This is a genomic window from Streptomyces sp. NPDC096311, from assembly GCF_044763085.1.
Lineage (GTDB): Bacteria > Actinomycetota > Actinomycetes > Streptomycetales > Streptomycetaceae > Streptomyces.
Genome location: NZ_JBIWFN010000046.1, coordinates 11,100 through 28,931 on the forward strand (window position 1 = coordinate 11,100; position 17,832 = coordinate 28,931).

At 71.6% G+C, this 17,832-nt stretch carries 16 protein-coding genes; 4 read left to right on the forward strand and 12 right to left on the reverse strand.

Annotated elements, in window-relative coordinates; all coding sequences use genetic code 11:
* Nucleotides 1-208: 208 nt before the first annotated feature.
* Nucleotides 209-799 carry a TetR/AcrR family transcriptional regulator gene (locus ACIRA5_RS52355; protein ID WP_352049495.1) on the reverse strand — a complete coding sequence of 197 codons (591 nt, stop codon included), beginning with the start codon at nt 797-799 and terminating at the stop codon, nt 209-211.
* Nucleotides 796-2,310: a 3-hydroxyacyl-CoA dehydrogenase gene (locus ACIRA5_RS52360; RefSeq protein WP_403705436.1), complete on the reverse strand. Its 1,515-nt coding sequence runs from the start codon at nt 2,308-2,310 to the stop codon at nt 796-798. The genes ACIRA5_RS52355 and ACIRA5_RS52360 overlap by 4 nt, the downstream gene beginning before the upstream one ends.
* A 148-nt stretch (nt 2,311-2,458) precedes the next feature.
* Here ACIRA5_RS52360 and paaN point away from each other — a divergent pair, with 148 nt between their 5' ends.
* Nucleotides 2,459-4,159 carry a phenylacetic acid degradation protein PaaN gene (gene paaN, locus ACIRA5_RS52365; protein WP_403705439.1) on the forward strand — a complete coding sequence of 567 codons (1,701 nt, stop codon included), beginning with the start codon at nt 2,459-2,461 and terminating at the stop codon, nt 4,157-4,159.
* A 61-nt stretch (nt 4,160-4,220) separates the two neighbouring features.
* Here paaN and ACIRA5_RS52370 read toward each other — a convergent pair whose 3' ends face one another.
* From ACIRA5_RS52370 to ACIRA5_RS52380, 3 genes are read right to left on the reverse strand one after another with little or no spacing between them, the layout of a single operon-like run.
* The gene (locus ACIRA5_RS52370) at nt 4,221-5,027 is read right to left on the reverse strand and encodes a TrmH family RNA methyltransferase (RefSeq protein WP_403705441.1); all 807 of its coding nucleotides are present in this window, start codon (nt 5,025-5,027) and stop codon (nt 4,221-4,223) included.
* Nucleotides 5,024-6,253 (reverse strand): HTTM domain-containing protein, encoded by a 1,230-nt coding sequence (locus tag ACIRA5_RS52375; protein ID WP_403705444.1) that lies wholly within the window; start codon nt 6,251-6,253, stop codon nt 5,024-5,026. The genes ACIRA5_RS52370 and ACIRA5_RS52375 overlap by 4 nt, the downstream gene beginning before the upstream one ends.
* Entirely contained in the window at nt 6,250-7,098 is an 849-nt protein-coding gene (locus tag ACIRA5_RS52380; RefSeq protein WP_403705447.1) for a DUF5819 family protein, read from the reverse strand. Before ACIRA5_RS52380 ends, ACIRA5_RS52375 begins: the two co-directional genes overlap by 4 nt.
* A gap of 366 nt (nt 7,099-7,464) precedes the next feature.
* On the opposite strand from ACIRA5_RS52380, the gene ACIRA5_RS52385 reads away from it, so the two are divergent.
* Nucleotides 7,465-8,598, forward strand: a complete 1,134-nt coding sequence (locus tag ACIRA5_RS52385; RefSeq protein ID WP_403705450.1) for an acyl-CoA dehydrogenase family protein — start codon at nt 7,465-7,467, stop codon at nt 8,596-8,598.
* A gap of 209 nt (nt 8,599-8,807) precedes the next feature.
* On the opposite strand, the gene ACIRA5_RS52390 is transcribed toward ACIRA5_RS52385, so the two are convergent.
* The 4 genes from ACIRA5_RS52390 to ACIRA5_RS52405 form a co-directional block, all read right to left on the reverse strand.
* Complete coding sequence (locus ACIRA5_RS52390) at nt 8,808-9,137, reverse strand: rhodanese-like domain-containing protein (protein WP_054237233.1); 330 nt, start codon at nt 9,135-9,137, stop codon at nt 8,808-8,810.
* 72 nt (nt 9,138-9,209) lie between these two features.
* Nucleotides 9,210-10,109 (reverse strand): hypothetical protein, encoded by a 900-nt coding sequence (locus tag ACIRA5_RS52395; RefSeq protein ID WP_403705453.1) that lies wholly within the window; start codon nt 10,107-10,109, stop codon nt 9,210-9,212.
* 136 nt (nt 10,110-10,245) lie between these two features.
* Nucleotides 10,246-11,613: a DUF2252 domain-containing protein gene (locus ACIRA5_RS52400; RefSeq protein WP_403705456.1), complete on the reverse strand. Its 1,368-nt coding sequence runs from the start codon at nt 11,611-11,613 to the stop codon at nt 10,246-10,248.
* A gap of 336 nt (nt 11,614-11,949) precedes the next feature.
* Nucleotides 11,950-12,321: a helix-turn-helix domain-containing protein gene (locus ACIRA5_RS52405; protein WP_352049504.1), complete on the reverse strand. Its 372-nt coding sequence runs from the start codon at nt 12,319-12,321 to the stop codon at nt 11,950-11,952.
* 103 nt (nt 12,322-12,424) lie between these two features.
* Between ACIRA5_RS52405 and ACIRA5_RS52410 the strand changes: the two genes are divergently transcribed.
* Nucleotides 12,425-13,078, forward strand: a complete 654-nt coding sequence (locus tag ACIRA5_RS52410; RefSeq protein WP_403705459.1) for an FMN-dependent NADH-azoreductase — start codon at nt 12,425-12,427, stop codon at nt 13,076-13,078.
* A gap of 193 nt (nt 13,079-13,271) precedes the next feature.
* Here ACIRA5_RS52410 and ACIRA5_RS52415 read toward each other — a convergent pair whose 3' ends face one another.
* Both ACIRA5_RS52415 and ACIRA5_RS52420 read right to left on the reverse strand, forming a co-directional pair.
* The gene (locus tag ACIRA5_RS52415) at nt 13,272-14,114 is read right to left on the reverse strand and encodes an SDR family oxidoreductase (protein ID WP_403705462.1); all 843 of its coding nucleotides are present in this window, start codon (nt 14,112-14,114) and stop codon (nt 13,272-13,274) included.
* Between the two features lie 125 nt (nt 14,115-14,239).
* On the reverse strand, nt 14,240-15,274 hold the full coding sequence (locus ACIRA5_RS52420; RefSeq protein ID WP_403705464.1) for a helix-turn-helix transcriptional regulator: 1,035 nt from the start codon (nt 15,272-15,274) through the stop codon (nt 14,240-14,242).
* Nucleotides 15,275-15,396: 122 nt separating this feature from the next.
* On the opposite strand from ACIRA5_RS52420, the gene ACIRA5_RS52425 reads away from it, so the two are divergent.
* Entirely contained in the window at nt 15,397-16,011 is a 615-nt protein-coding gene (locus tag ACIRA5_RS52425) for a TIGR03086 family metal-binding protein (protein WP_384908436.1), read from the forward strand.
* Between the two features lie 101 nt (nt 16,012-16,112).
* On the opposite strand, the gene ACIRA5_RS52430 is transcribed toward ACIRA5_RS52425, so the two are convergent.
* Nucleotides 16,113-17,624, reverse strand: a complete 1,512-nt coding sequence (locus ACIRA5_RS52430) for an FAD-binding oxidoreductase (protein WP_403705468.1) — start codon at nt 17,622-17,624, stop codon at nt 16,113-16,115.
* Nucleotides 17,625-17,832: the final 208 nt, after the last annotated feature.

Genomic DNA, 17,832 nt, shown 5'->3' on the forward strand with positions numbered 1-17,832 from the left:
CCGGTGGCCCAGAGTCCCAAGGCCCGGGGGCGGAGGGCCGGGGCTGAGAGCCCACGGGTCGGAGGGTCCACGGGTCGGAGGGCCGGGACCGGTGGGCCGGGACCGGTGGGCCGGGACCGGTGGGCCGGGACCGGTGGGCCGGGGCCTCAGGGGCGCGGGCCGGGGGCTGAAAGGGTGAGGGGACGCGGGTGGGAGTGGGGGCGGAGGGTCAGCGTTCCTCTCTGAGGCCGCTGAAGACCAGTTGCGCCACCGCGTCGGCGACCTCGCGTTCGCCCATGCCTCGGCTGTCGGGGCGGTACCACTCGACGAGTGAGTTGATCATTCCGAAGACCAGGCGGGTCGCGAGGCGGACCTCGATGTCACCGCGTACGTCCCCGTCGGCGGCCGCAGCCTTCAGGAGTTCGGCCACCTGGTGGTCGAACTCGCGGCGCCGCTCAAGGGCCCAGCGCTCGGTGTCCGTGTTGCCGCGCACGCGCAGCAACAGGGTCACGTACGGGAGTTCCGCGGTGAGTACCTCGACCATGCGCCGCACGACATACTCCAGGCGCTCCACCGCACGCCCCACGCGCGCGTGCTCCTCGTCGAGAATGCCGAAGAGGCCGTCCAGGGCCCGGCTGACGGCGCGGCGCAGCAGCTCCTCCTTGCCCGTGACGTGGTGGTATATCGAAGACTTCGAGATGCCGGCCGCCTTGGACAGGTGCTCCATGGAGGTGCCGTCGTAGCCGCGCTCGTTGAAGACCTGGACGGCGACGGAGAGCAGGCTCTCGGGGGTGTACGTGTCGCGCTTGGCGGTGGTCATGAGGTTCCCTCGCGCTTCTCGGTGGCGTACGCGTGGCGGTAGAGCGCGAGAGAGGGCGCGTAGCGCCCGGAGGGATCGCGCTGGTGCAGGTCGTCCAGAAGGGAACAGGCCCAGCTCCGGCCGAGCCTGCGGCTCCATTCGAAGGGGCCCAGGGGGTAGTTGACCCCCAGCCGCATCGCGGTGTCGATGTCCTCCTCGGTGGCGACGCCCTTGGCGACGGCGTCGTGCGCCAGGTCGACGATCCTCGCCACGGTCCGGGCGACGATCATGCCGGGTACGTCCCCGATGACGCTGACGGTCTTGCCCAGCGCCTGGAACAGGCCGACTGCCTCGGAGAGGGTCTGCGGGGCCGTGTCCTGGGAAGCGGAGAGGGCGATCCTGGTCGCCCGGCGGTAGTCGAGCGCCAGGTCGAAGTAGACGACGTCGCGGAACTCGACCGACGTCTGGCCGTCGGCGAGGACCAGCTGGCCGCCGCTGGGCAGCACCAGGCGGGTCCCGTGATCCTCCTCGTCCTCACGGACCTGGATGCCCGCCTCGCGGATCAGCGTGAGCAGTTCGGAGGCCGGACCCAGATCACCCTCGGCGACGACGTACGCGGGTGCCTGCGCCTTCTCCGCGGTGTGCGGCTCCGGACGCTCGGCGTCGACCCCGTGGTCGTACCAGCCGTGCCCCGTCTTGCGGCCGAGCCGACCGGACTCGACGAGTCGCCGCTGGGCGAGCGAGGGCGTGAAGCGCACGTCCTGGAAGAAGGACTGCCACACGGAGTGCGTCACGGACTCGTTGACGTCCTGGCCGATCAGGTCGGTCAGCTCGAAGGCCCCCATCCGGAAGCCGCCCGACTCGCGCAGGACGGCGTCGATCGTCGCGGGGTCGGCGGCCTGCGCCTCGTACACCGCGAAGGCCTCGGCGTAGAAGGGCCTGGCGATGCGGTTGACGATGAAGCCGGGGGTGTCGGCGCAGGCGACCGGCGTCTTGCCCCAGGCGCGTGCCGTCTCGTACGCGCGCGTGGCCGACGAGAAGTCGCTCGCGTACCCGGAGACGACCTCCACCAGCGGCAACAGCGGCGCCGGGTTGAAGAAGTGCAGTCCGACCAGCCGGCCGGGGTTGCGCAGGGCGCCGCCGATGGCCGTGACGGACAGCGACGAGGTGTTGGTGGCGAGCAGACAGTCGTGCTCGACGATGTCCTCGAGCTCGCGGAACAGCTGCTGTTTCGCCTCGAGTTGTTCGAGCACCGCCTCGACGACGAGCGCGCAGTCCGCCAGCTCGGCGAGGCTGTGCGCGGGGTGCAGCCGGGCGCGTGCCGCGTCCCGGTCGGCGGCGGCGAGCCGGTCCTTCTCGACGAGCCGGTCGAGGCGCGCGCCGATCGCTTCGGCCGCCGCGTCGGCACGCCCGGGAACCGTGTCGTAGAGCCGCACGGGGTGGCCCGCGACGAGCGCGACCTGGGCGATGCCCTGGCCCATGGTGCCGGTGCCGACGACGGCCACGGGGCTGCTGAGGTCGAGTGCTGTCATGTGCGCGATCCTCCCGCACGGGGTTTTCCACAGATGCGGCGGACCCCCTTGTCCCGACCGATCGTTCGGTTACTCTAACTCTGTCCGGCTATTTCTGCCCAGGTCATGAGCTCAGCGAAGAGTTCTTGAGACGAGGAGATGGTCCCGCATGGCCGCCGAACTGACCGCGCACGAGCTGACCGCCCAGCACCGGCCCACCCTCGACCAGGCGCTGGAAGCGATCCGCACGCGCGCGTACTGGTCCCCCCACCCCGAGCACCCGAAGGCCTACGGGGAGAACGGCAGCCTGAGCATGGCCGAGGGCAAGGCCGCCTTCGACGCCCTCCTCGGCAGCCGCCTCGACCTCGGCCAGCCCGGCACCGACGACTGGGTGGGCGGTGAGATCTCCCCGTACGGCATCGAGCTGGGGGTCACCTACCCACACGCGGACGTCGACGTGCTGCTGCCCGCCATGCGGGCCGGACAGCGGGCCTGGCGCGACGCGGGCGCGGAGATGCGCGCGATGGTCTGTCTCGAGATCCTCAAGCGGATCGCCGACCGCACGCACGAGTTCGCGCACGCGGTCATGCACACCAGCGGCCAGGCCTTCATGATGGCGTTCCAGGCGGGCGGCCCGCACGCGCAGGACCGCGGCCTGGAAGCGGTGGCGTACGCGTACGTGGAGCAGGTCCGCACGCCCGACACCGCGGAGTGGACCAAGCCCCAGGGCAAGCGCGACCCGCTCGCGATGACCAAGCAGTTCACGCCGGTGCCGCGCGGTGTCGCGCTGATGATCGGCTGCAACACCTTCCCGACGTGGAACGGCTATCCGGGCCTGTTCGCCTCCCTGGCCACCGGTAACGCCGTGCTCGTCAAGCCGCACCCGCGCGCGGTGCTGCCGCTCGCGCTCACCGTGCAGGTCGCGCGCGAGGTGCTCGCCGAGGCGGGCTTCGACCCGAACCTGGTGGCGCTGGCCGCCGAGCGGCCCGGGGAGGGCATCGCCAAGGCCCTGGCCGTGCGCCCCGAGATCCGGATCATCGACTACACCGGGTCGACGGCGTTCGGCGACTGGCTGGAGACCCACGCCCGCCAGGCGCAGGTCTACACGGAGAAGGCGGGCGTCAACACGGTGATCGTGGAGTCGACCGACGACTACAAGGGGATGCTGTCCAACCTGGCCTTCTCCTTGTCCCTGTACAGCGGCCAGATGTGCACGACCCCGCAGAACCTCCTCATCCCCCGCGACGGCATCCGCACGGAGGAGGGCCTCAAGTCGTACGACGAGGTGGTCGCCGACCTCGCCCGGTCGGTCGACGGACTCCTCGGGGACGACGCGCGTGCCAACGGGCTGCTGGGCGCGATCGTGAACCCGGACGTCAAGGCACGTCTGGAGGCCGCGGCAGGGCTTGGCGAGGTCGCCCTCGCGTCGCGTGAGGTCGGCAACCCGGAGTTCCCGGACGCGGTCGTCCGCACCCCGGTGATCGTCAAGCTCGACGGTGCCCGGAAGTACTGGGAGGGTGCCGACGACGAGGCCGCCTTCATGAACGAGTGCTTCGGACCGGTGTCCTTCGCGGTCGCGGTCGACTCGGCAGGGGACGCGGTGGAGCTGCTGCGGCGGACCGTCCGGGAGAAGGGGGCGATGACCGTCGGCGCGTACACCACCGACGAGGTCGTCGAGGAGACCGTACGGGAGGCCTGTCTGGAGGAGTGTGCCCAGCTGTCCCTGAATCTGACGGGCGGCGTGTACGTCAACCAGACGGCCGCGTTCTCGGACTTCCACGGGTCGGGCGGCAACCCGGCGGCGAACGCCGCGCTGTGCGACGGGGGCTTCGTGGCCAACCGGTTCCGAGTGGTGGAGGTCCGACGCTAGGACCTGTTCCGCCGGACAGGTCCCAGGCCCCGCGGCCCAGGCCTGATCCGCCGGACAGGCACTAGCCCCCTTGCGGGGCGCTCCAGTGGAACAGGGTCATGGCGACGCTCGTCGCCAGGTTGTAGCTGGAGACCTGGGGGCGCATCGGGAGCGAGACCAGATGGTCGGCACGCGCGCGCAGGTCGGCGGAAAGGCCGCTGCGCTCGGAGCCGAAGGCGAGCACGGCGTCGTCCGGGAGCTTCAGTCCCCGGATGTCCTCGCCGTCCGGGTCGAGGGCGAACACCGGCCCGGACGGCAGCTCGGCCACCGTCAGCCGCTCCACGGCGGTCGCGAAGTGCAGGCCCGCCCCGCCCCGCACCACCGTGGGGTGCCAGGGGTCGAGGGTGCCCGTGGTGACGACGCCGGTCGCGCCGAAGCCGGCCGCGAGGCGGATCACGGCGCCGGCGTTGCCGAGGTTGCGCGGATGGTCGAGGACGACCACGGGGGCGGTGCGGGGTGTGCGGGCCAGCGCCCGCAGATTGGCCTCGCGGGAGGGACGTACCGCCAACGCGGCCACCGCGGTCGGGTGCGGACGCGGGACGAGGGAGCGGTACGTGGCCTCCGGGACCTCCACCAGGAGGGCGTCCAGGGTGTCGCGTACGTCCGGGGCCAGCTCGTCGGTGAGGGCGAGCGCCGCCTGCCGGTCACTGGTGACCGCCACCAGGACCTCGGCCCGGAAGCGCACGGCGTGCTTGAGGGCGTGGAAGCCGTCGAGCAGGACGGAGGTGTCGGCGAGGCGGTGCCAGGCGCTCACGGGGTCCTGGTCCTGCCGATGGTCGCCCACCGGGTCCTGCACACGGTCCGTGGGGTCGCTTGCGGGGTCCTTCATGCGGTGAAGCCTACGTGCGAGTCCTCGGCCGACTCCGGGGTGCGCGGCCCCTGGGCGCGCTGGCCCGGCAGCTTCCGGGCGCCGGGCGGAAACAGTCGTCCACGCCCGCGTGCCGCCCATCCGCCGAGGCGCCGCAGGAACGACGTCGGCAGGAACACCGCGTCGGCGGCGATCATCGCGAGCGAGAAGAACGGCAGCCCGAGGACCACGGCGATCACGGCGTGCTCGGTCATCATGGCGGCCAGCAGGACGTTCTTGACGCGCCGGTTGATCAGGGTGAAGGGGAAGGCGACCTGCACGGCGACCGTCCCGTAGGTCACCAGCATCACGATCGTGCCGTGTGAGGCCAGCAGGTCGGACAGAGCGGGCCAGGGAGAGAAGTAGTCCAGGTGGAGCGGGTAGTAGACGGCCGTGCCGTCCTGCCAGCGCGAGCCCTGGATCTTGTACCAGCCGGCGGTCGCGTAGATCAGACACGCCTCGGCCATGATCACGAGCAGGGCCGCGTTGTGCACGGCGTTGGCGATGACGTCGAGCAGGATCCGAGGCTCCGCGGCGCGCGCCAGGCGGCCGACGGCCCACCACAGCGCCTGGACCGCCCACAGCCCCCAGAAGATCGCCAGCCAGCCGGGGCTCAGCCGCCCCGCGCCCGTCGCCGCGGCCAGCAGCAGGCCGAGCACCGCCCACAGGACGAGACCGACCCGGTCCTGGGCCCCGGCCCGTGGAAGGTCCCCACGCGCGCGCGCCTCCTGTGCGAGCCGGGCCCGCCGGGCGTCCAGCGACCACACCTGTCCACAGCGTGTGAACACCAGATAGATCGCCATCAGGTGGATGACGTTGTCGCCGCCGTCCCCCATGAAGATGCTGCGGTTCTGCAGCGAGAGCACGCCGACCATGAAGAGCACGGACATCGTGCGGGTCCGCCAGCCCACCAGCAGCAGGAGAGCCGAGAGGACGGCCAGGGCGTAGACGGTCTCGAACCACACCTGACTGTCGGACCACATCAGGATCGTGAAGGCGTGGTTGTCCGCGACGAGCCGCTGGGCGAGGTCCCACTTCCACGGTCCGTCGGGGCCGTACATCTCCTGGCGGTGCGGGAACTCGCGCAGCAGGAACAGCAGCCAGGTGGCCGCGAAGCCGATGCGGATCACGGCCGTCTGGTAGGGGCCGAGGGCGGCGTCGGTGACCCGGGCGATACCGCGCGAGATCGACACTGCGATGCGGTTCATCGGGCGCTCGCCTCCGTCCGCGCGTCCGTGACGTCCTCCTCGGGAACGGTCCACCAGGGCAGCTCGCGCAGGACGGGCGTGTCGGACACCTGCTCCTCGCTCCATTTCGGGGGCGGCACGTTGGTGGTACGGGAACGGACCTGGACGCCTTCGACGACGGCGCCCTTGCCGCCGGCCCCCTCACGGTCGAGACGCAGCACGACGATCCGGCGCAGATAGCGCTGGGAGAGGTCGCCGCGCAGGCCCACCGGGCGGTTGTCGTTGTCGTGCGTGCCGAGGTAGAAGTCCCAGGCCCGGCGCAGTTCGTTCTGCTGGGTGTGGCTCGGCAGCGGATTGCCGTCGATCGCCGCGCCGTCCAGCGCGGACAGGTCGTACCAGCCGGTCTCGGTGATGCCACCGTCCGCGCCGCGGACCTGCGCACGGACCTGGACGTCGATGTTCTGCTGCAGCGGGTTGGGGGCGAAGAGCTTCCAGTTCTGCTCGAACTCCGGGTAGATCCAGTCGTCGATCGCCCGGCCGTGCTGCTTGGTGACCGTGTTCGAGGGCGCGACGTGCAGAAACACCATGCCGAGGTGCACACAGGCGACCACCGCGACGACCGCGAGGGCGAGCGCGGCGACCACCTGGGAGCGGAGGGGGAGGGAGGCTATGCCGGTGGGGACGGGGACGGGGACAGGGGGATCGCTGATGGGCGCCTGGCCGCCGGATTCCTGGCCGACGGATTCCTGGTCGGGCGAGGGGGTGCTGTCGGGGGTGGAACCGGCGGAGTCGGGGCCCTCGGGCAGGGAGCCGTCAGGGCCGTCCGGCAGATGCCGGGCCTTCGTACCCTCGTCGTACGCGTCCATTCCGCCCCGATTCCCGATCCCGGTCCGATTCCTGCCGCCGGACCGCGCGGCGCCGCGGCGCCCGCGCGCACCACACCGCGGCGTGCGCACCGGAACGGTACTCAGGCCGGACCCCCCGGCACAGCCCCATTCGGCACAGCGGGCACAACAGCGACACAACAGCGACCCTGAGGTTATCCACAGCGGTGGACACCCTACGGCCGCCCGCCCCGCCATGCGGCGATAGCAACCGAACGTTCGGTCTGCCGAGGCGGCGGGCCTTCCGCGGCCGGACCGTTCCCTTCTTGTAGAACCTGTTCTATCTTGACGCTCCGTCAGATCCGGTGTCCGCCGGGTCGGTGGATCGGTGCGTGGGAGGACAGGGACGTGGACTTCACCTTCACCGAGGAACAGCAGGCGGCGGTCGAGGCGGCGAAGGCGGTGTTCGGCGGGGTCGCGCCCGACGGAGTGCCCAGCCCAGCGATCACGGCGGGCGCCGTCGCCGACGACTTCGACCGGGCGCTGTGGACGAAGCTCGCCGATGCGGATCTGTTGAGTCTGTTGCTCGCCGCGGAGTACGGCGGGGCGGGCCTGGACGCGATCGCGCTGTGCCTGGTGCTGCGCGAGGCGGCGAAGGTGCTGGCGCGGGTGCCGTTGCTGGAGAGCAGTGCGGCGGCCGTGGCCGTACAGGCTTACGGCGGCGAGGAGTTGAAGGCGGAGCTGCTCGCGCGGGCGGGCCGGGGCGAGGTCGTGCTGACCGTCGCGGCGAACGGACGGACGGGGCACGACCCGGCCGAACTCGCCGTGACCGCACGGCGGGACGGTGACGTGTGGGTGCTGGACGGGGTGCAGACGGCGGTTCCGTGGGCGCAGAACGCCGACTTCACCGTCGTACCCGCGCACACGGGCGGCGGCCGGACCGTCCTCGGGCTGGTACCCCGGGTCCATGAGGGCGTCGTCCTCGGCGAGCAGATCTCCACGACCGGGGAACGGCTCGGCGAGCTGCGTCTGGAGTCCGCGCGGATCACCGCCCGGGATGTCATCGACGCCGACGGGGCGTGGGAGTGGCTGCGCGAGCTGTTGGCCACCGGGACGTGCGCGCTGGCGCTCGGGCTCGGTGAGCGGGTGCTCGCGATGACCAGCGCGTACACGGGCAAGCGGGAGCAGTTCGGGTTCCCGGTCGCCACGTTCCAGGCCGTCGCCGTGCAGGCCGCCGACCGCTATATCGACCTGCGGGCGATGGAGGCGACGCTGTGGCAGGCCGCGTGGCGGATCAGCACGGGGGCGGGGGGTGCGCTTCCGGCGTCCGGGGACGTGGCCGTGGCCAAGATCTGGGCGTCGGAAGGGGTACGACGGGTCGTGCAGAGCGCGCAGCATCTGCACGGGGGGTTCGGCGCCGACGTCGACTACCCGCTGCACCGGTACCACGCCTGGGCCAAGCAGCTTGAGCTGTCGCTCGGACCGGCGGCGGCGCACGAGGAGACACTGGGGGATCTGCTCGCGGCCCATCCCCTGGGCTGAACGCCCACGCCCATGCCCACGGCTCGTCCTCGCCTCTCCAGGCGTGGGCAAGCCCCGGGCAGCGGTGGTGAACGCCACTCGGCGGACGCGAGCGCGGACGCGAACCCCTGCCGGCGGCTCCAGCGTGCGTGAACCCTCGCCGGTGGCGAGCACGAAGCCGGGGTGCCCCTGCCGGTGGCGAGTACGAAGCCGGGGTGCCCTGCCGGTGGCTACAGCACGAAGCCGGGGGTGCCCTTGTCGTCCACGACCGGGCGGCCGGCGGCGGCCCAGACCTGCATGCCGCCGTCGACGTTCACGGCGTCGATGCCCTGCTGGACCAGGTACATCGTGACCTGCGCCGAACGGCCCCCGGAGCGGCAGATCACATGGACCCTGCCGTCCTGCGGCGCCGCCTCGGTCAGCTCGCCGTAGCGTGCGACGAACTCACTGATGGGGATGTGCAGCGCCCCCGCGGCATGGCCCGCCTGCCACTCGTCGTCCTCCCGGACGTCCAGCAGGAAGTCTCCGTCCGCGAGATCCCCGACCTCGACCGTGGGCACACCAGATCCAAAGCTCATGCCCCCGACGCTACCCGACCGGGCAGGCGACCCGAAGCCCCCGCCGGACCGGCCCTAGTCGACGAGCCGGGCCAGCTCTTTCTCGCGCTCGTCGACCTGGGCCAGCAGTTGCTCGGCGATCTCGTCCAGGAGCCGGTCCGGGTCCTCCGGGGCCATTTTGAGCATGGCGCCGATGGCGCTCTCCTCCAGCTCGCGGGCGACGAGGGTCAGCAGTTCCTTGCGCTGGGCGAGCCACTCGAGGCGGGCGTAGAGCTCCTCGCTGCGGCTCGGCTTCCACTCCTCGGTCACCGGGCCCGCCGCCCACTCCTCGGACAGCTCCCGCAGCAGGGCCTCGTCGCCACGGCTGTACGCGGCGTTGACCCGGGCGATGAACTCGTCGCGCCGCCTGCGCTCGTCGTCGTCCTGTGCCAGGTCGGGGTGGGCCTTGCGGACCAGCTCACGGTAGAGCTGACGGGCCTCGTCGCTGGGGCGTACGCGCTGCGGGGGGCGTACGGACTGGTCCGTCAGCATCGCCACCGCTTCGGGGAACAGTCCCTCGGAGTCCATCCAGCCGTGGAAGAGCTCCTCGACCCCGGGCATCGGCATGACCCGCGCCCGCGCCTCGTCCGCCTTGCGCAGGTCCTCCACGTCCCCGGTGCGCGCGGCGACCGCCTCGGCGATCTGCGCGTCCAGCTCGTCGAGCCGCGAGTACATCGGGCCGAGCTTCTGGTGGTGCAGGCGCGAGAAGTTCTCGACCTCGACGCGGAAGGTCTCCACGGCGATCTCGAACTCGATCAACGCCTGCTCGGCCGCCCGCACGGCCCGCTCCAGCCGCTCCTCGGGCCGCGCCTGTGCCTCGGGCGCCGCCTCCGGGGCGGACCCGTCGTGGGCATCCGCATCCCCGGCGCCCTGGGGCCGGGCATCCTCGGCCTGGGTACGGTCGGACTCGCTGTGCTCGGCTTCCGGGGTCGTCACCCGACCAGACTAGGCCACGCCCCCGTACGACTCGCGGCCTTCCCCCGGCCGGGGCGGTGCGCCACGCCCCGGCCCCGCCGCTCTCGGGCCGACCCGCCCCTCTCGGCCCGCCCCCGCTCCTCTCGAATCGTGTGGCTCACACCCCGAGCTCCGCCGCCAACCGCCCCTCCCTGACCGCCGCGACCAGCTCCGCGTGGTCCGCCTCCGTACGGTCGGCGTAGGCCACGGCGAACGAGGCGATGGACTCGTCCAACTCCTCGCTCTTCCCGCAGTACCCGGCGATGAGGCGGGGGTCGGCGGTGTGGGTGTGGGCGCGCGCGAGAAGGGCGCCGGTCATACGGGCGTAGTCGTCGACCTGGTCGGCGGCGAGGGCGGTGGGGTCGACACTGCCCTTGCGGTTGCGGAACTGGCGTACCTGGAAGGGGCGGCCCTCGACGGTGGTCCAGCCGAGCAGGATGTCGCTGACGACCTGCATGCGCTTCTGGCCGAGGACGACCCGGCGGCCCTCGTGCGGCACCTCCGGTATGGCGTGGCCGGCCGTCGCCAGGTGCGGGAGCAGCGCCGATGCGCGGGCCTCCTTCACCTGGAGGACCAGGGGTTCGCCGCGGTGGTCGAGGAGCAGCACGACGTAGGAGCGGGTGCCGACGCTGCCGGTGCCGACGACGCGGAAGGCGACGTCGTGCACCGCGTACCGGGCGAGGAGGGGGAGGCGGTCCTCGGAGACGGTGGTCAGGTAGTGCTCCAGCGAGGCAGCGACCGCCGAGGCCTCCGCGTCGGGTACCCGGCGCAGCACCGGAGGCGCGTCCACGAAGCGGTGGCTGCCGTCCTCCGTCGGCCGGGTCGACTTGGCCGCGAACCGTCCGCTGGTGTTGGCCCGCGCCTTCTCCATGACCCGCTCCAGGGTGCCGAGCAGGTCGTGGGCGTCGGCGTGGGAGACGAGTTCCTCGTCCGCGATGGCGTTCCACGCGTCCAGCACCGGGAGCTTCGCGAGCAGCCGCTGCGTGCGTCGGTAGGCACCGACCGCGTCGTGGGCGGCCTTGCGACAGGTGTCCTCGTCCGCGCCCGCTTCCCTGCCCGCGAGCACGAGCGAGGTGGCGAGGCGCTTGAGGTCCCACTCCCAGGGGCCGTGTGCCGTCTCGTCGAAGTCGTTCAGATCGATGACCAGGCCGCCGCGCGCGTCTCCGTACAGGCCGAAGTTGGCGGCGTGGGCGTCGCCGCAGATCTGGGCGGCGATGCCGGTCGCGGGGGTGCGCGCGAGGTCGTAGGCCATGAGGCCGGCCGAACCGCGCAGGAAGGCGAAGGGGGAGGCGGCCATCCTGCCGACCCGTATCGGAGTGAGCTCCGGGATCCGGCCGAGGTTGGACTCCTCGACGGCGGTCACCGCGTCCGGCCGGCCGGCGTCGAAGCTCAGCTCCGCGTGCACGCCGCGCGGCACCCGTCGGCGCAGGGCCTTGCCCTCTTCCTTGGGTGCGGCCTGCACGGGCCGGCCCGCGAATCCCCGCACGCCGAAGACCCCAGAGACCCTGGACGCCTGCCGACCCTGCTCGCTCCGGCGGCTTTCTTCGCTCCGCCGACCCTGTTCGTCCTGTCCGCCCCGATGGTCCTGATGGTCCTGACGATCCTGATGGTCCTGCCCGCCCGGTCGGCTCCGCTGGTCCTGCTGCGCCCGATCCACTGCACCAAGATCCGTCATACCGACTGCCTCCCCCGTCACGCACGAACATCAACTCGTCATGACCGTACCGCCGGTGGCTGAAACGCGTCAGACCCTGTGGACAACTCTCAGCCTGTGGAAAACCCCGTCCCGCGCGATCAGCTCACCATCAGCCCCGGTCCAGGGTCACTTGCGGAGTTCGCCCGGGCACGGCGGGCTCCCCGGCAGGTGCTCCTCCGCCCAGGTTCCGAGTTCCAGGAGCGCGGGCTGCAGTGCGGCGCCCGCCTCCGTCAGGCCGTACACGACCCGCAGCGGAGGACCCTCGTCGACCTCGCGGACGACCAGCCCCGCCGCGCCGAGTTCCGTGAGGCGGTCGGAGAGCATCCGTTCGCTGATGCCGGGGATCGCTCTGCGCAGGTCGGCGAAGTGCGCGGGGTGCGGCAGCAACACGGCCACGACCAGGCCGGTCCAGCGCTTCCCGAGCAGTTGGAAGACGCGGGCCATGCCGTCGTCGACCCTCTGGCACGGCCCTGCGTCGTGAATCCCCGGATCTGGCATGGGTCCAGGGTACTGTGTTCCCGTAGGGGGATGAAAAAAAGTAAGTAGCTGTGTTATCTCTAGTCCAGTACGAAAAGTTCGCCCCTTTCTCCTGGAGATCCCCATGGCCACCCTCCTGCACATCGACTCGTCCGTTTTCCCGGGCGCAGCCTCCGCCTCCCGCACGGTCACGGACGCGTTCCGCAAGGCCTGGGAGGAGCAGCACCCGCAGGGCACCGTGATCTACCGCGACCTCGCCGTGAACCCGGTGCCGCACATCACGGCTGACGCCCACACCGCCGGTTTCGCCCCCGCGGACGCGCACACCCCCGAGCAGGCCGCGGCCTTCGCCGAGCGCCTGACGTTCATAGAGGAGCTGGAGCAGGCGGACGCGATCCTGATCGGCGCGCCCATGTACAACTTCACGATCCCCTCGACCCTCAAGGCGTGGCTGGACCAGGTGATCCTCATCGGCCGTACCGCCATGAGCGAGGACTCGAAGATCAAGGGCACCCCGGTCACGGTCGTCGCCAGCCGCGGCGGCTCCTACGCGCCGGGCACCCCGCGCGAGGGTTACGAGTACGTCCAGAACTACCTGGAGGCGGTCCTGCGCGACGCCCTCGCCCTGGACGTCCACGTCATCGTTCCGGAGCTCACGATGGCGCCGCACAATCCGGCGATGGCCGACCTGATCCCGATGTACGAGGCCTCCCGCACCAAGGCCGCCCACGAGGCGGTCACGAAGGCCAAGGAGCTCGCCGAGCGCTTCGCCGCGTAGCCCCTCCGGGGGAGGGGTGAATGAACCCCTGCCTCGGTACGCCCCCCCCCCCGACGACGCGACAGCCCCGCAGGTTCGTGACCTGCGGGGCTGTCCGTATGGGCCGCCGAATGCCCACTGCCGCGGGGGATGGATCACAGCGGGCATCCGGCGGCGGTACCGGGGGACGATCGGGCCGAGTGGGCCGAGCCGGCTACTTGTACGCCGGGAGGCTGCGGCTCACCCAGCCGGAGAAGGGAGTGGCCGGGCGGCCCAGGACCTTCTCCACATCGGGGCTGACCCGCTGTTCGGCGGGGAGCGGGGCACCGAGGATGTCCAAGGTGCCGGGGATGACGTCCTCCGGCATGAACTGGGCCAGGTGGCTGTGGGCGGCCTCGCGGGTCAGTTCCACGAAGGTCACTTCCTCACCGATGGCCTCGGCGATCGCCTCGGCCTGCGCACGCGGGCTGACCGCTTCGGGGCCGGTCACCTCGTACGTACGACCGGCATGGCCGTCCTCGCGCAGGGCGACCGCGGCGACCGCGGCGATGTCCGCGGGGTCGACGACCGGCAGGGCCACGTCACCGAACGGGGCGAAGACCGTACGGTCGGCGCGGACCGACTCGGCCCAGGCGAAGGCGTTGGAGGCGAATCCGCCCGCGCGCAGGATCGTGAAGTCGAGGCCCGATCCGCGTACGGCCTCCTCGAACTCGCGCAGCCTGCCGTGCGAGGCGGAGTCGGGGCGGGTGGCGTTGATCTGCGAGGAGAGCAGGACGACCCGCTTGACGCCGGCGTCCCTGGCTGCGGCCAGCAGGTCGGTCGCGGCCTCGCCGTAACCGAGCAGTTCGCCGGCGAGCAGGATGAAGAAGGCGTCGGCGCCTTCGAGGACCGGCCGCATGCTCTCGGCGCTGCCGAGGTCGGCCTGGGCGTGGCGGACACCGGCCGCCGGGGAGGGCAGCGGGCGGCGCGAGACCGCCACGACCTGCTCCCCCGCCTCGGCGAGCGCCTCGGTCAGCGGACGTCCGACATTTCCGGTGGCTCCAGTGACGACAATCATCAGAAAAGACTCCCTAGTGCGTTAATCCGAACCAGTAATCAGCAGTCATCGGTTGCATCGGTGTGGGGATTGAGGTGGAGAGAACGGGGGGTCGGCGTGGGGGTCGGTGTGGGGAAATCCGCCGGTCATCCGTGGTGGGCGGCCATGACAGGGACGCTAACATCCTCCGTATAGTAGGTACCTAGAGGAAAGTGGCTATCCAAGCGGGACTCTTCCTCGCGCCCGCCGTACACCGCGGTGAGCGAACGGCCCAGCCGTACGAGCGACTCCCGCGCCTCCGGAGGATCGAGCACCTCGACGCGGCTGCCGAGACCGGCCAGTTGGGCGGCGAGCACCTCCACCGAAGGCCCGTCGGCCGTGAACTCGACCCGGCCGTCGATCTGGGCCTCGCCCGTCCGCAGCCGACCGCCCAGCAGTTGCCGCAGCACCGGCAGGGCGTCGCGGTCGGCCCGCGCCCGTACGGTCGCCGCGGTCAGCCGCTGTTCCACCTCGGCGGCCAACTCCCGCCAGGCGGCGGCGAGGTCGAAACCCTCCGGGCGCCGCACCGGCTCACCGGTCCTGGTCGCGGAGGTGACCCGGCTGAGCCGGAAGGCGCGCAGCCCCTCCTCAGTACCGGCGACGAGGTACCAACGGCCGGCCTTCGAGACCAGGCCGAGCGGGTGCACCGTGCGCTCGCCGGGAGCCCGGTCGGGAGGGGCGTAGCCGAGCCGGACCTGTTCGCCGTCGAGCACCGCCCGCTCCAGAGTGTGCTGGTGGGGGCCGCCGCCACCCGCCGTGCGCGACCAGTCGACACCGTCGATGAGGATGGCTTTGGCGGCTGCCTCGGCGTGCGGCCGCATGGGCGCGGGCACCGCCCGCATCAACTTCCGTAACGCGGCTCGCAGTTCGGGTGAGGCCGACAAGGGACCCGCGGCCAGGAACAACGCCCCGATCTCCCGCGAGGTGAAACCGGTCAGATCGGTGCGGGCGCCGCCGACCAGGCTCCAGCCGCCGCCCCGGCCGCGCTGCGAGTAGACGGGGACACCGGCAGTGGTGAGGGCCTCCAGGTCGCGGCGCGCGGTGCGCTCCGACACCTCCAGTTCCTGGGCCACCTCGCGCACGGTCACCCGCCCGCGCGCCTGGAGCAGCAGCAGGGTCGCCACCAGACGGTCGGCCTTCACAACGATCGCCCCCTCTCCTGAATTTCGGGATGCTTTGAGCCAATACATCTATTTTCAGCAAGATCTGATGAGGCTTCAGAAAGAGGCCACAAGATGACCTGTTTGACCTCGACGATGAAGACATGACTCAAGACATGGCCGACAGCACCAATTCCCCCGCCAACCCGCCCACCGACCCCCGTGGCGGCCTGTTCAAGGCCGTCGAGCTCACCGGACGTACGCTCGCCGCGCTGCGCCCCGAGCAGTACGACACCGTCACTCCGTGTCCCGACTACTCGGTCCGTGACATGGCCAACCACGTGGTGTCCGTGCTGCGCCGGGTCGCCGTCATGGGCGCGGGCGGCTCCTTCATGAGCGTTCCGCACTTCGCGCAGGACGTCGCCGACGGCGACTGGGCCAAGGCCTGGGCGGAGGCGACGAAGGAGTTCGACGCGGTGTGGTCGGACCCGGCCGTACTGGGCCGCCAGATCGGCCTGCCCTGGGGCCCGGTTCCCGGGGTGGTCGCCTCGGTGATCTACACCAACGAGTTCGTGCTGCACGCCTGGGACCTGGCGAAGGCGACCGGTCAGAGCCCCGAGTGGGACCCGGAGATGCTCGCCGCGCCGCTGGCCAACATGCACCGGGCCGTGCCCGCGGAACCCCGCGGCGGCCAGGTGCCGTTCGGTCCGGTGGTGGAGGTGCACGAGGACGCTCCCGACATCGACAAGCTGGTGGGCTGGTACGGACGTCGTCCCTGACGGGGCGACGCGGCAGACGATCGAGCGGGCGGGCCGCCGGAGATCGATCCGGCGGCCCTTCCCCATGTCCGGGTTCATGAGACGTCCGAGGTCACGAAGCGTCAGGCTCCGATTCCCTGAGCGAACTTGAAGTAGCGATACGGGTCGTACTTCGCCTTCACGACCTTCAGCCGCGCGTAGTTCTCGGCGTAGTACGACTGCCGCCAGCTCGGCAGCTCCGCGTCCATCCAGTTCTGGTACGTCTCGCCGTTGGACAGCGGGTCGATGGTGTCGAACCCGTGGTCGGCCCAGCTCGTGGCGACGGCCTTGGCCTCGGCGGTGACCTGGGCCGGATCGTTGATCAGGACCCGGTAGTTGACGGAGAAGAGCGAGTCACGGTGCACGTACGCCGTGTCGGTGCGGGCCGGGTCGTTGGCCGCGCCCCCGAAGAAGTGGAAGTCGAGGTACCGGGCCTGCCCCGCCTTGCGGTCGGCGTCGAAGGCCGTCATCACGTTCGCCCAGTCGCTCTGCGCGTAGGGCGCGCTGCCCAGCCGGGTCCGCTCCAGACCGAAGGCCGGCCGGGTGAGCACCCCGCTCGGCGACTTCCCGGCGCGCTGGCACTGGTCCTGGGTCAGGGTGCTGCAACCGAAGATCATCATCATGACCTGCTGGTACGTCATGACCGCGTCCTGGCGGGCCGTCACCGCGCCGGTCAGCGACAGCAGCCGCGCCGCCTCCGAGGCGAGTTCGGCCGGGGTGCCGCGGGAGGCGAGGAAGACGTTGAGCGCCGGTACGGTGCCGGGCGCCGCGTCCGCCTGGACGAGATAGGCGCCGCCGCCGATGGTGCGGGGGGCGTCCACCAGCCACTGGCCCACGCCGTGCAGCACGTCGGCCGCGCGGTCGTACGGGAAGATCAGGTTGCTGATCGCCATCTGGTCGCCCTCGTGCGGGGTGACCGTGAAGCGGGTGACGACACCGAAGTTGCCGCCACCGCCACCGCGGATCGCCCAGAAGAGGTCGGGGTGGCTGGTCGGCGACGCGGTCACCACGCAGCCGTCGGCGAGGACCACCTCGGCCGAGGTGATCGCGTCGCAGGCCATGCCGGTCGGGCGGGTCAGGAAGCCGAATCCGCCGCCCTGGAGGAAGCCACCGGCCGACACGGTGGGGCAGCCGCCCTCGCTGACCACCAGGGCGTGCGGGGCGAGCGCGTTGAGTATCTCGACGTTCTTGGCGCCGGGGCCGACGTCGACGGTCCCGTTGCCGACGGTGATCGCGTTGAGCCGCGACACGTCGATGATCAGGCCGGGCGTGGTCGAGTAGCCGGCGAAGCTGTGGCCGCCGCTGCGGACCGCGGACGGGAGGCCGTTGTCCTGGGCGGAGCGCAGCGCGACGGAGACGTCGGAGGAGCTGACGCAGTACGCGACGGCCTGCGGGTTGACCGAGTCGAACTGGCCGAGTTCCAGCTGCTTGGCCACGCCGTAGCCGGAGTCGGTGGGCAGCACCAGCTGTCCCTGGAGCTTGCCGGCGAGGGTGCTCCAGGGGGCGGAGGAGCCGGCGGAGACGGGGCTGTTGGGCAGGACGGCCAGGCCGACGGCGGCGGTTCCCGCACCGATCAGTGCTCTACGAGTGATCACGGATGTCCCAAGGTTCTAGGAAGCGGTGGATGTAGGTGGAATTCGGTGGGGGGAGACGTGAGGGAAGAAGGAGCAAGGGGGCCGGGGGGGGGGCCCCCCCGGGGGGGGGGGGGCGGGCCCCCCCCCGCGGGGGGGGGGGGGGGGTGTTGGGGGGGCCCCCCCCCCCGGGGGGGGGGGGGGGGCGGGGCGGGGGGGGGGGGGGGGGGCC

Excerpts from the sequence above, each read along its gene's own strand:
- ACIRA5_RS52375 (WP_403705444.1), bottom strand. The coding sequence starts at position 6,253 with ATGAACCGCATCGCAGTGTCGATCTCGCGCGGTATCGCCCGGGTCACC.
- ACIRA5_RS52405 (WP_352049504.1), bottom strand. The coding sequence starts at position 12,321 with ATGCCAGATCCGGGGATTCACGACGCAGGGCCGTGCCAGAGGGTCGAC.
- ACIRA5_RS52355 (WP_352049495.1), bottom strand. The coding sequence starts at position 799 with ATGACCACCGCCAAGCGCGACACGTACACCCCCGAGAGCCTGCTCTCC.
- ACIRA5_RS52410 (WP_403705459.1), top strand. The coding sequence starts at position 12,425 with ATGGCCACCCTCCTGCACATCGACTCGTCCGTTTTCCCGGGCGCAGCC.
- paaN (WP_403705439.1), top strand. The coding sequence starts at position 2,459 with ATGGCCGCCGAACTGACCGCGCACGAGCTGACCGCCCAGCACCGGCCC.
- ACIRA5_RS52380 (WP_403705447.1), bottom strand. The coding sequence starts at position 7,098 with ATGGACGCGTACGACGAGGGTACGAAGGCCCGGCATCTGCCGGACGGC.
- ACIRA5_RS52415 (WP_403705462.1), bottom strand. The coding sequence starts at position 14,114 with ATGATTGTCGTCACTGGAGCCACCGGAAATGTCGGACGTCCGCTGACC.
- ACIRA5_RS52370 (WP_403705441.1), bottom strand. The coding sequence starts at position 5,027 with ATGAAGGACCCCGCAAGCGACCCCACGGACCGTGTGCAGGACCCGGTG.
- ACIRA5_RS52360 (WP_403705436.1), bottom strand. The coding sequence starts at position 2,310 with ATGACAGCACTCGACCTCAGCAGCCCCGTGGCCGTCGTCGGCACCGGC.
- ACIRA5_RS52425 (WP_384908436.1), top strand. The coding sequence starts at position 15,397 with ATGACTCAAGACATGGCCGACAGCACCAATTCCCCCGCCAACCCGCCC.